This window comes from Martinezella sp. CNPSo 3959, from assembly GCF_057784355.1.
In genome coordinates, this window is the sequence record NZ_JBXSOV010000015.1 from 104,009 (window position 1) to 117,414 (window position 13,406).

6 protein-coding genes are annotated in these 13,406 nt (G+C 62.0%); all 6 read right to left on the bottom strand.

Annotated features, from left to right (window positions below):
- Window positions 1–16: 16 nt before the first annotated feature.
- Entirely contained in the window at window positions 17–3,583 is a 3,567-nt protein-coding gene (gene addA / locus AC13RE_RS24590; protein ID WP_488564862.1) for a double-strand break repair helicase AddA, read from the bottom strand.
- Window positions 3,576–6,767, bottom strand: coding sequence for a double-strand break repair protein AddB (gene addB / locus AC13RE_RS24595; RefSeq protein WP_488564881.1), 3,192 nt, complete (start codon window positions 6,765–6,767; stop codon window positions 3,576–3,578). Before addB ends, addA begins: the two co-directional genes overlap by 8 nt.
- Before the next feature lie 4 nt (window positions 6,768–6,771).
- Window positions 6,772–7,503, bottom strand: coding sequence for a nucleotidyltransferase family protein (locus AC13RE_RS24600; RefSeq protein WP_488564863.1), 732 nt, complete (start codon window positions 7,501–7,503; stop codon window positions 6,772–6,774).
- A 74-nt stretch (window positions 7,504–7,577) separates the two neighbouring features.
- Complete coding sequence (tsaE, locus tag AC13RE_RS24605; RefSeq protein ID WP_488564864.1) at window positions 7,578–9,089, bottom strand: tRNA (adenosine(37)-N6)-threonylcarbamoyltransferase complex ATPase subunit type 1 TsaE; 1,512 nt, start codon at window positions 9,087–9,089, stop codon at window positions 7,578–7,580.
- Window positions 9,086–11,665 (bottom strand): PAS domain-containing sensor histidine kinase, encoded by a 2,580-nt coding sequence (locus tag AC13RE_RS24610; protein WP_488564865.1) that lies wholly within the window; start codon window positions 11,663–11,665, stop codon window positions 9,086–9,088. Before AC13RE_RS24610 ends, tsaE begins: the two co-directional genes overlap by 4 nt.
- 204 nt (window positions 11,666–11,869) lie before the next feature.
- Window positions 11,870–13,270: an adenosylhomocysteinase gene (gene ahcY, locus AC13RE_RS24615; RefSeq protein WP_015338200.1), complete on the bottom strand. Its 1,401-nt coding sequence runs from the start codon at window positions 13,268–13,270 to the stop codon at window positions 11,870–11,872.
- Window positions 13,271–13,406 lie beyond the last annotated feature (136 nt).

Here is a 13,406-nt window from a genome sequence, read left to right on the forward strand (position 1 = left end):
TTCAATATCTGGTATTTCACTTTGTTTCGAGCTCCGCAAGCGCCAATGCAAGTGCCCTATCCGACAGCGTGTAGATCGAGGCATTTTCGGTATAGACCAGCATGCAGTCGACGCGCTTTCCCGGATAAAGCGGCGAAAGGATCTCGCGGTAGATGGCCAGCTGAGCTTTGTGAGCGAAGGGGATGCTGCTTTCCTCGGCAGGAGGCACGCGATTCGTCTTATAGTCGAGAATGACGACACGATCGTCTAGGTCAGCCAGCCGGTCGATGCGGCCGGAAACGGCATAGGATTGGCTGCCGAGCTTCAGCGTGCCCATGATCGACACTTCCGCCTGCGCATGGGTGCTGAACGTGCCCTGCAGATCCGGATGCGACAGCAGCGCCATGACTGACTTCACCAGCGCCCCTTGCTCGGCCCGCGGCCAGAAGCGCGCGGCCCGCTCGGCGTAGCGCCGGGCGGCATCGGCGCGCTCTTCTGGCGCGATTTCAGGCAAGGTCTGCAGCATACGGTGGATGAAGCGACCCTTCTGCAAGGCGCGGTCGGATTTGGCTTTCTCGCCGAAAAGCGCCGAAGTCACCAGCAGATCGTCGGCTTCCTCATCGATGACAGTGCCGACGCCGGAGGGGCTCAGTGGCCGCGGCAGGCTTCTTTGCGGCGGCAGCGGGCGGTTGAGGCTGTCGGGCAGGCCAGCGCGTTCGGAGCGTTTCTCATGCTCCCTCGCGGTCTCGAATTCGAGCTGAACCTGGGCAACCCGCCAGCTCAAGCCCTGCCAGTCGCCATCCGGGCCGGTGAAGGTCTTCTGCGTGCAGCGCAGCTCATCCCCGCGCAGCGCTGCGGAAATCATCGCCTGCCAGGTATCGGCATTTTCGCGGATGCCGCGGTAGCCGCAAATGATCAGCCGGTCGGCGGCGCGCGTCATGCCCACATAGAGCAGCCGGCGATATTCCTCCTCCGCCAGCGCCTGCAGCCGCGCCGTATCGGTCTGCGTCAGCGAATTGGCAAGCGCCGAGACCGGCACCCAGACCGGCAGCGGGATCTCGTCTTTGCCGGTTTCGATCAACCGCAGCTTCGGCAGATGTGTATGGGTGAAGGCCTTGCCGCCGCTATCGACGAGGAAAACGATCGGCGCTTCCAATCCCTTCGAGGCGTGCACCGTCATGATCCGCACTTCGTTGCGGCCCTTGTCCTGCTCGCGCTTGACCGTCGGCGCTTCCAGTTCCAGCGTCGAGATGAAGGATTGCAGGCCGGGCAGGCCGCTTGTCTCGTGATCGAGCGTGAAGGTCAGGAATTCGTCGAGGATATCGCTGACCTCTGTGCCAAGCCGCGCCAGAAACTTCCGCCGGCCGCCAAAGCTTCCGAGCACCCGTGCATAAAAATCATGGACAGGAAGGCTCCTGGACAAAGCAAGGAAGGTTCTTAAGCGTTCGACCACCTGGCTGAAGCGGTCATGTCCCTCTGCGGCAAATCTCTGCAGGTGGCTCCAGACGCTTTCCTCGTCGTCGCGATAGGCGGCAACGGCAAAGACATCCTCTTCGCTAAGGTCGAACAATGGGCTCTTCATGAGGGCACAGAGCGAAAGATCGTCTTCCGGCAACAGCAGGAAGCGGCCGAGCGCCAGAAGATCCTGAATGGCGATATGGCTCGTCAGCACCAGACGATCGGCGCCGGCAACAGGAATGTTGCCCCGTCGTTTCAGGGCGCGGGTCAGCGCGTTGACGAAGCTGTCGCGCTTGCGCACCAGCACGAGAATGTCGCCGGCCTCGATGAAACGGGCCTTGCCCTTCTCGATGATCGTTTCCCGACCGATCAGATTGCCGATCATGTGCGCCATTCGTCGCGCCAGGATGGCGGCCGGCGCGCTCTCCGGCGTCGAATCGAAAGGTGCCGTCCAGTCTTCTTCCTTGGCGGCCGGCTCCGGCGCGATCGTCTCCCAGAGATCGACGGCTCCGGGATGGCCGATGCGGCTGGAGCGATGCACCACAGGCTCGTTGAGGGCGCTGAGTCCTCGGGCATTCTCCGGGCTGGTGAAGACATGGTCGACGGCGCCGAGTACATCGGCTGTCGAGCGGAAGGAGAGGGGCAGGCGGATCGACGAGAATTGCTGGCCGCTCGCCACCACGCGCCGCCGCGTGCGGTCGCTTTCCTCGGAAAAGCGTTCGGGACGGGCGCCCTGAAACGAATAGATCGATTGTTTCTCGTCACCGACAGCAAAGATCGTGCGCAGCGTCGGCCGGGCGCTGTCGCCGGAGAAGAAATCCTCCGCCAGCGATTGGATGACGCTCCATTGGATCGGGCTGGTATCCTGCGCCTCGTCCACGAGAATGTGGTCGATGCCCTGATCCAGCTTGTAGTGAATCCAGGGGCCGACATCCTTCTTGGTCAAGAGATCGGCCGTGCGGGTGATGAGGTCTTCGAAATCGAGCTGGCTGCGGCGCTTCTTTAGCTCCTCGTAGTCGCGGTTCAAGCGATCGGCGAGGATGAGGGCGGCATGGGTGGCGCGATACATCCGCATCAGCTTCAGCCGGTCGCGGCAAGCAACGACATGGGCGCGTGCCTCAGCGACGGCATCGGCGAGTGCCGGCGCATCAGCAAGCATCGCCTTGACGAAGAACTGGCTGTCCGACTTTGGTTCGCCCTTGGCAGTCAGCATAGCCTTTTCGAGGATTTCGGCGCGGGCAAGCGGATCTGCCTCGCGTTTCGCAAGCCGCAGCGCGTAAGCAACTTCCTGAGCCTTGGCGCCGCCCTTCTCGTCGGCAAGCGTCAGATAAAGCTCCAGCGTCGCGCCGGAGAGGCCGGGCAGCGGCCAATATTGCTCGGCAATGCTCGTTTCCGTCTCACCGGGCGTAAGGCCAAGCCGGGCAAGCAGTGCGGCCTCGATGCCGCCTTTGCGCTCGGCGGCCTCGGTGAAGCGGCGGATGGCATTGCGATTGGCGACGATGTCGCCAAGCAGGGTCTCAAGGCCGGATTCATCGCCGAGATCGAGCACATAGTCGAAAGCTCGCGCCAGTTCGGCATCGCCATACGGCGTCGTTGCCGTCAGCAAGGCGCGTCGCGCGTCGTCGAGCAGGACTTCGGCGGCGCGGTCGTCGAGAACGGAGAAGTGGCCGGCGACGTTTGCTTCGAGCGGAAATTGATGCAGCAAAGCCTCGCAGAAAGCATGGATGGTCTGGATCTTCAATCCGCCGGGCGTTTCCAGCGCCTTGGCAAAGAGACGGCGTGCCTCGGCGAGCTTGAAGAGATCGGGCTCCTTGCCTTCGATATCGGCGATGCGTTTCTTCAGCTCCTCGTCCGGCATCGTCGCCCAGTCGGCAAGCCGATCGAAGACACGGTTCGACATTTCGGACGCTGCCGCCTTGGTATAGGTGAGGCAGAGGATCGCCGAGGGCCGCGCACCTGCCAGAAGCAGGCGGATCACACGCTGTGTCAGCACATGCGTCTTGCCGGAGCCGGCATTGGCCGAGACCCAGGCCGAGCGTTCGGGGTCGGAGGCGATGGATTGCTGGATCGTCGTCCAGCTGATCCAGACGCCGGGATCGTCGCTCTCGGGTAGCGTGGCGATGTCGTCGGCGGAAAAATCACTCATCGCCGCCGCCTTCCTGCTCGCTCTCGGCCGTCGACCATTCCGAGACACGGGCGAGGTGATCATAGTCGCCGCCATATTCAAACTGCTGGGCCGGAATCAGCCGCGAGGAAAAACCCTTCTCGCCCGACTGCAGCAGCGAAACGAATTTCACCAGCTGGTCCATTGATTCCTGCGCGAGATCCATAGCCGACTTCGTTTCCGTCTTGCCACCGCGGCCGGAATGCTCGTTGTTGACCTGATCGACCTTGAAGCGATCGCCGGGCCGCAGCCGGACATAAAGCAGGTTTTCCGGCACCAGTGCGCCGATATTGCGGAAGGCGCCGGCCTTCAGCGCATAGGCTTCCAGCGCCAGCTGCGGATCGAGTAGCGCGCGCGCCTGTGGCGGCGAGGGATTATAGCCGGTCTTATAATCGATGAGGTCGGCGCCCTTGTCGCTCTTGATATCGATGCGGTCGGCAACGCCTGTGAGACGAATGCCGATCGGTTCGATCTCGACGCCGGCCGGCACTTCCGTTGCCGTTTTGCGCACTTCGGGCCGTCGTTCCGCTTCCCAGACAAGAAAGGCGCGAGCCACTTCGCGGAAACGCGGGCGCCAGACGCTGTCGATGTGAACAGGTAGCCGCTCGGCATCGAAAAGCTCCGCAATAATGCGATCCATAGCGAGCGCCGCATCCGGCGTGCCGGCAATATGCCCTTCGCGGACGAAACGATCGATGATCTTGTGGTAGAGCGTACCGCGCTCGGCCGGCCCGGGATCGCGGTTGAACGGATCGACCGGATCGAGCCGCAGCACGCGCCGGGCATAGATCGAATAGGGATCGCGCCGCAGCCGCCCCACCTCGCTGAAGGAATAGCTCTTCGGTTGCAGCTCTGCAGGCGGCTTCGGCGCCGGCCGCAGCGCCGGAGCCTGGTTTTCACCCTCGTCGATCATTGCGGCCCAGTGGCGATACTGGTCGCCGCGCGCCTTCATGGCCTCTTCCAGTTCCTTGCCGCCGAGTGCGATCAGCCGCTGCAGCCAGCGTGAGGCGACCGTCGGCGTCGAACCTTGGCGCAGGGCGCGGGAATAGATCAGATCGCGGGTGCCGTTTGCCATTTCGAAATCGTGCGCAAGCTGGCCGATACGGCGCTCCGGTGGTTCCAGACCGATCTCGGTCTTCATACTGCGCGAAATGAAGGGATTGTTTGCCGACTGCCCCGGCCAGGATCCTTCGTTCAACCCGCCGAGGATCAGCGTATCGACGCTCTGCAGGCGCGCTTCCAGCGTGCCGAAGATGAAGAGGCGGGGATGGCTGAGCGCCCGTGGCTTCACCGCCTGGCCCACGCACAGTGCTGCCATGATGTCGATCCACTGCACGCCGTCCCCTTCCAGCTGGCCATCGGTTTCGATGACATCCCGAAGAAGACTGGCAAGCGTATCTCCCGCCTCGCCGGACCAGAGGCCTGCCAGGCTGCCACGCTCGTCGGCGGCCGCAGCTTCCAGGGCGCGGCCGGTACGCTCCGCCCAATCCGAAAGTGTGAGGAGACCCTCTGAAGCCGGCAGGGAAAGCGCTGATACCAGCGGTTCGCATGCCGCCGTCACTCGCTGGGCGAGCGCCCGCGCATGCTCGATGGCCTCGGACGGCAGCGCTTTGCGCCATTGCGGCGCATATCGGTCATTGGCCTGCTCCGCTACGCGGTCGTCCAGCAGGGTTTCCAGCCTGCCGATGTCGATGTTGTCGACGCCACCCCTGAGCGCCAGGATCTCCAGCGCATCGACAGCAGGCCGATGTGTCTCCGCAGGCAGGCCGAACAAGGCGAGGGGATGTTTGAGCAGCGCGACAACGGCAACGGGATCGCCAGGTCGGAGCGACGCCTCCAGCAGCAATTGCAGCAACATGCCTTGTGGCGTCGCGTTCAGCGGCGTACCGGCAGAATCGTCGGCGGTGATACCGAAGCGGGCAAGCTCCGCTGTCACACGCCGCGCGAGATTGCGGTCGGGCGTAATCAAGGCCGCCTGGCTTTCGCCGCCGTTGCGCCCCGGTTTCTCCAGCGCCAGCCGTAAGGCGATGGCGATCGCGGTCGCCTCCTCACGCTCGTTGGCCGCTTCGATCAGCGCCACGTCGGCGAATGCGTCCGCTATCGCATCGGGAGCAAGCGTCTTGCGCCAGCTTCCCCAGCCGCTCGTCGCCTTGGCCGGCGCCAGCGCGCGCGACAGGATCTGCGCCCGCATCTGCATGGTTTCAACCGCATCCGCGATGGATTCGACATCGCGCCGCGTGACCTGCAACCGTTTCAGCAGCAGGGAGAGACCATATTGCGGATGGCTGCGCGTCGTCGGATCGGCTCTTTCGCCGATGGATGTCTCCGGCGCCACGAGCTGCCAATCCTCTTCCGGCATCGCAAGATCGAGGCCGGGCAGCACGATCACGCCTTGCGGCAAGGTAGCGACCGCTGAAATCAACTCAGCCGTTGCCGGCACTGAGCCCGTCGAGCCTGCTATGATAACCGGCCCTGGATGCAGCATCCTGGAGATGCGCTGCGCCTCGGCGCGCAGGATGGCATTACGGTTGCGGGCGGGCGAGGACTTTCCGAGTTCTTCAAGACGCGCCGGCCAGAAGGCGCTGGCGATCGCCAGGAATTCGGCCGTCAGCTGCCACCAGAGCGCATGATCCTCCGCGCTGAGATTGGCAAGCTCGCTCCATTCACGGTCCTCGGTCTCCAGCGAATCAATGAGTTCGGCGAGATTGCGCGCGAGCCAAATAGCATCCGCCGGGCTTGCCGGCGCCACTAGCGGCGAATCGGAGTGAATATCGCGCACGATCTGCGGCAGCTTGTTGCGCCAGACAAGGATCAGCCGGGCCAGCTCCAGCAGTCGGGCGGTATTGGCAAGCGGCTGCGCCAGGTCGGCCGTTTCGGGCAGGGCTTCCTCGAAATAGCCGCTGTCGTCATCGGTTTCGCCGAGTGGGCGGATGACGGGCAGGATGGCGGCGCGGCCGCCGAGCAGGTCGACGAATTCCGAACGCAGCACGCGCGCTGCGCGCCGCGTCGGCAGAAAGATGCTGACCTTGGCAAGCGACAGCGGGTCCGCCGGATCGTGACGGAAATGCTCGGTCAGCCGGCCATCGCAGAGCGCTGTCGCAAGCGTTTTCAGGAAGGGCAGGCCTGCCGGAATCGTCAGAATGCGTTGCCGGTGTCCGCCCGCCATCGGCTCACGCAAACGCCCGGAAATTCCGGATCGTTTCCTCCGCTTCCCCGACCGCCTCCGGCGTGCCGACAGTCAGCCAGTGACCGTCGAGCATCGTGCCATAGAGCCGGCCGCGCTTGATGGCCTTGTCGTAATATGTGTTGATGTTGAAGGCGTCGTCTGGCGCGTCATCGAGAAACGACGGATTGATGACCAACGTGCCGGCATACACTACGCCGTTGCCGGTGACATCGCTATAGCGTGAGAGGCGACCATCCTCAGCCATGCTGAAATCATTCTTGCCGTTGTGGCCCGTCGTCTTCTCCAACGCCACGCAGAGCATCCCAAACTCCATACGGTCTGCGTCGAAGAATCCGGCTAAGTGCTCAAGGTTCGTCGGTTGGTTTTCTCTTTCGCCAATCCAGAAGAGATCCGAATTCATAACGAAGACCGGTTCTCGACCAAGAAGCTTCAATCCTTTTGCCAACCCGCCGCCATTGTTCATCAGCGCGTCCCGCTCGTCGGAAATCAGGATTTCAAGGCCGCGATAGCTGCGCAGATGCGCCTCCATCTGGTCGGCATGGTGATGCACATTCACGACGGCCCGCTCGACACCTGCCTGCACCAGCGCATCCAGCGTATAGTCGATCATCGGCTTGCCAGCGATCTTCACCAGCGGCTTCGGGATGGTATCGGTGATCGGCCGCATGCGGGTTCCAAGCCCCGCGGCCAATACCATGGCTTGCTTGATGGTCATTTCGTCTCGAACTTTCGATTCGCTATCTGATTTCCATAGCACAGGGCCGGAAAGCCGTCGCGGGGTCTGGTTCGCTATGCCCGGCCAATGCCGGCCTTCTCGCACCATTCGCGCAAGGGTGCGAGCGCTTCGTGTTCAAAGGCGATGGCGAGATAGGCGAGCGTGCGCGGCATATGCTTCAAATATCCCGGCTTGCCGTCACGCTGCAAGAGCCGCACCCAGAGGCCGGCAAGCTTGCAATTGCGCTGCGCCGACATGATCGCCCAGCTCTTCAGAAATTTCGCCTCGTCGAAACCGCCCTGGGCATGACGAAGTGCGAGATAGTCTGACATCAGCTGGTCATGCAGATCGCGCTCGATCGTCACGCGCGCATCCTGCACCAGCGAGGCGACGTCATAGGAGGTCGGCCCGATCATTGCATCCTGGAAATCGATCATGCCGACACGCTTTATGCCCTGTTCATGCGCCCGCCAGATGATGTTTGGCGAATGCATGTCGCGCAGCAGCAGGTTCTTTTCCGCATCGTCGAGCTGATCGATCAGCCTGTCCCAGATCACCAGATAGTCGGCCCGTTCCTCGTCGCTTGCTGGCGTGCCGCGCTTCCAGGGCAGATGCCAGTCGAGCAGCAGCCGCGCTTCCATCTTCATCGCCGTCCGGTCGAAATCCGGAATGTGATGGATGTGATCCGGCGTGACCGGGATGTCGCGAGGAATGGAGAGACTGTGCAGATGCGCGAGGCAGGCGACGCTCGCCCGATAACGCTCGGCGATCGGCTTTCCCTCCGCATCGAGCACGCCGTCGGTGCCGAGATCCTCGATCAGAAGAATGCCGAGATCGTAGTCGGCGGCGAAAATTTGGGGGGCGGCAAAGCCGTTCTTGCTGAGAATATTGGCGATCGCCACAAAGGGGTAGGTATCCCAGGCGAGATGCGCGACCTTGGGATAGGGCTTGCCGTCAAGCACCGGGGGCCCTTCCGGCAGCCGTGGCCAATCCATCAGGATCACGCGGTCGCTGCCATCGGCGGGATAAAGGGACTCGTAAGCCCGCAGCGAGGCATCGCCGGTGAGGAAACGTCTGGCGGCACCGCGATAGCCATGCGAATCGATAAAGGCGCGTATAGCCAATACGCGTTCGATGCGTGCTATCTGCTTGGCCGGTGCCGTGAGGACGGCGCGCCGTCCTTCGCCCTCATGCGTCAGTTTGAGATCGATGCGTTCTTTCGGCAGCTCGCCCTCGGCCATTTCGGGCCACTCGACAAGGCAGATGCCGGTCTGGAGCGCCTCGTCGAAGCCGAGCTCCGTCAACTCGCTTGGATCGCCGAGACGATAGAGATCGAAATGCGAGACCGGGATGCGCAGCTCATAGGATTGCACGAGGGTAAAGGTCGGGCTCGGCACGTCCAGTTCGGCATCGTCGGCCATGGCGCGCAGCAGCGCGCGGGCGAGCGAGGATTTTCCCGCGCCGAGATCGCCCGACAAGGCCAGACAGTCGCCGACCTTCAGAGCCATCGCCAGATCTTCGCCGAGCTGGGCTGTGGCGGCGTCATCTGCGAGGAAAAGGGAAATGCTGGTCTCTGGGGCTGTCATTCTGCTGCGACGGAGTGGGGCAGTTCGGCCGAAGGAATCCGGCAGGTGACCGTCGTTCCCTTGCCCGGTTGGCTTTCGATCGAAACCTCGCCCTCATGCAGGCTGACGAAGCTTTCGACGATGGAAAGGCCGAGGCCGGCACCGCTGCGCTTGCCACCCTTGCCGCCGGAGGCGAAGCGGTTGAACACCGCATTGATCAAATCCTCCGGTATGCCTGGACCTTTGTCGGCAACCGAGAAAACGAAATCTGTGCTCTCTCGCCCGCATTTCAAGGTGATCGTCGATCCCTCGGGCGCGAAATTCGCGGCATTTGTCAGAAGCTTGAGCAGGATCTGCTTCAGCCGCTGCTGATCGGCGACGATAGAGCCGAGATGAGCCGGCACGGTGATTTCAAGCATCACGCCGCTTTCCTGCAGCCGGTCGGCGATCTGCATAGAGACTTCGTCGAGCAGATCGGAGAGCACGATCTCGGAATAGTTCAGCCGCATGATGCCGGCGTCGAGCGTCGCGAGATCAAGGATGTCGTTGACCAGCGTCAGCAGCACGGAAGAAGAGGTCGAGATATGGTCGATATATTCGGCCTGCCGCTCGTTCAGCGAGCCGATGCCCGGCGTCTTCAAGAGGTCGGTGAAGCCTATGATGTTTGTGAGCGGCGAACGCAGCTCGTAGGAGACGTGCTGGACGAAATCGTTCTTCAGCTCGTCCGCCTTCAGCAGCGCTTCGTTTTTCTCGGTCAGGGCGCGTTCGGCGCGCACGCTGTCGGTCTTGTTGACGAAGGTCAGCATGGTCTGCGCATTCGGCAGCGGAATGACGGCGTAGTCGAGCACCAGATTGGAATAAAGCTCCAGTGTGCCCTGCGATGAGGGCCGCTCGTCGTCGAAGCTGGTGATCTGCTCGGCAAACCGCTTCCAGCCATCAGGCCGGTCATAGGAAGGTGCGCATGCCTCCGCCAGTGTCTGGATATGCGTGCCGGGCTTTGCCTGTGCCTCGGTAATGTTCCAGAGAATGCGGAACGCAGGGTTCGACAGGCGGATGCGGCCATCGGGACCGAAAACGGCGACGCCTTCGGAAAGATGGTCGATGGTTTCGCCCTGAACCTTGACCAGCGTGTTGTAGCGCGTTTCGAGATCGACCTGCTCGGTTAGGTTCTCGAATACCCAAGTTGCGCCGCCCTGCGGATGCGCGGTCGCGAAAACCTTGAGAATCTGACCGTTGGGGAGATGCCAGAGATCGGTCTGCGTGTCGAGCGCGCGATAGACCGAAAGGACGTCATCCTTCCAGGTCTTCCAGTTCAGCTGCTCCGGTAGCTTCTTGGCGCCGCGCAGCCGGTCCAGGAGCTCGCTATTGTCCGGTCGTTTCTCGAGGAAAGCGATATCGAGTTCCCAGAGCTGGACGAAGGCCTGATTGTAGAATTGCAGCCGTCTGTCGCCATCGAAAATCGCAACCGGTGTCGCCAGATGGTCGAGGGTTTCGGCATGGCTCTTCAGCGTACGGGCAAGCTCGGCGCGAATCGCTTCCGCTTCGGAAATATCGATCGCAATGCCGGCGGAGCCATTTGGCGACTTGACATCGACAACGTCGAAAAAGGTGCGGTTGCCGTGGACCACGGTCGAAATCTTGTCGTGGAAGGGCGACTCCGGCGTAGCGGCTGCCCGAATGCGTTCGCGAGCCACGGTCGTCAGGAATTCCCTTCCCTCGCGCACGGCTTCATCTGTCGAAACCGCTTCCACGGCCTCGCCATAGGCCTGATTGACCCATGTGAGCTTACCTTCCGCATCGCGCTGCCAGACGGGCAGGTCGATGGCATCGAGCAGATTTTGGAACGCGGAGATCGAGGTCATCAGCCGGTCGCGCTCGATCTTCAGTTCGGCGAGTTCGGCGCGCAGATTGTTAAGCGCAATGAAGCGGACAAAGGCGCGTCCGCCGGAAATGCGGCCCTGCGCTTCCAGAATCTCGTCGCGATTGGTTTCGACCACCATGTCGAAGCTCTGACCGCTGCCGCGCAGCTTGTCGATCGCCTTGTCGAGCTCGCCGGCCGACCATGATTTCAGCCAGCGGCCGAAGGCGAGGAATTCATTGTCCTGCGGCGCGCCGGTCTCGACCGGCAGCTGTCCGAGCAGTTCCGGCCGAGCATTCTGGCCATCCCAGATGACGATCCGGCGGTTCTTGTCGGCAATCAGCGCCTGATATTGCGAAATACGCTGATTGGCATCCGAAAGGGCCGTGCGGATCTCGCGGCTTTCGCTTTCCATATTCCCGCGCTGCCGAACCATCCACATGGTCGACAGGAGTGCGGCGGAGATCACGCCGATGATAACGGAGAAGACGGCCATTTCCGAGGAGGTGAAGAGGCGCATGCCCGCCTGCGTGACGTCATTGCCCTGCGCAAGAACGGGCCCGGCCAGACCGATCAACAGCCCGCCGAAAACGCTGAGCCTCAACAGGCGGCTCAGGCGCGCTAGTCGGCCCTTGCCCTGCTTTGCCCCTGTCGAAAGCCGATATACGCCGCCCTGCAGCAACCGCGCCGCCACTCCGTGTAGCGCTGGTCGATGCAGTTTGTCTTCCCCTTCAAACATAAGAGGTCTGTCTCCGTCTTTTAATGTGCCGCATCCTGACAAGACATCCCATTTTCATGGCTCCGGGCACGCCCGGTTCGTCACGAATCAAGTGTAAAAACAATACTGCCTAGGAGAATCCGGGGGAAGGGAGCTGGCTAAAAAATAAGCCCCGGCATTTGTCAATGCCAGGGCCACAAGATGTTGTGGATACTGTTTTAATAATCAGTATCTGTAGTGGTCGGACTTGAACGGGCCCTTCGGCGTCACGCCGATATACGATGCCTGCTCTTCGGAAAGCTCCGTCAGCTTCACGCCGAGCTTGGCGAGATGCAGGCGGGCGACCTTCTCGTCGAGGTGCTTCGGCAGAACGTAGACTTCGTTCTTGTACTGGCCGGGCTTGGTGAAGAGCTCGATCTGCGCCAGCGTCTGGTTGGTGAAGGAAGCCGACATCACGAAGGACGGGTGACCGGTGGCGTTGCCGAGATTCAGGAGACGGCCTTCCGAGAGCAGAATGATGCGGTTGCCCTTGGAGAATTCGACCATGTCGACCTGCGGCTTGATGTTCGTCCACTTCTGGTTCCGCAGCGCGGCAACCTGGATTTCGTTGTCGAAGTGGCCGATGTTGCCGACGATCGCCATGTCCTTCATCGCACGCATGTGGTCGATGCGGATGACGTCCTTGTTGCCGGTCGTGGTGATGAAGATGTCGGCCGAGGAAACGACGTCCTCGAGCTGAACGACTTCATAGCCGTCCATGGCAGCCTGCAGTGCGCAGATCGGGTCGACTTCCGTGACCTTGACGCGGGCGCCGGCGCCGGAAAGCGAAGCGGCAGAACCCTTACCGACATCGCCATAGCCGCAGACGACAGCGACCTTGCCGGCCATCATGACGTCGGTGGCGCGGCGGATACCGTCGACCAGCGATTCTTTGCAGCCGTACTTGTTGTCGAACTTCGACTTGGTGACGCTATCGTTGACGTTGATGGCCGGGAAGGGCAGCAGGCCCTTCTGGCTGAGCTGGTACAGACGGTTGACGCCCGTGGTGGTTTCTTCCGTGACGCCCTTGATGGCGTCGCGTTGCTTGGTGAACCAGCCAGGCGTTGCCTGCAGGCGCTTCTTGATCTGCGCGAAGAGGATTTCCTCTTCTTCGGAATGCGGGTTGGAGAGCACGTCCTCACCGGCTTCGGCGCGGGCGCCGAGCAGGATGTACATCGTGGCATCGCCGCCATCGTCGAGGATCATGTTGGAAAGGCCGCCATCGGCCCACTGGAAGATCTTGTCGGTGTAGATCCAATAATCTTCGAGGCTCTCGCCCTTGACGGCGAAGACCGGAACGCCGGATGCGGCGATTGCGGCGGCGGCATGGTCCTGCGTCGAGAAGATGTTGCAGGATGCCCAGCGCACCTGAGCGCCGAGTGCCACCAGCGTCTCGATGAGAACGGCTGTTTGAATCGTCATGTGCAGCGAGCCGGTGATGCGGGCGCCCTTCAGCGGCTTCGCTTCGCCGAATTCGGCGCGGCAGGCCATCAGGCCCGGCATCTCGGTTTCGGCGATCGTGATTTCCTTGCGGCCGAAGTCGGCAAGGCCGATATCCGCGACGATGTAGTCCTTTTCAGTGCTCATGAAGGTCTCCAGCCTGAACGATGCAGTCGCGCCGCGGGCAGACGCCTCGGCCGAATGCAACAAGAATTGCACGCTGACAGCGTGTGGATGATGCCGTGTAGCAGGCTTCAGGGTGGAAATCAATAATGATATAAAG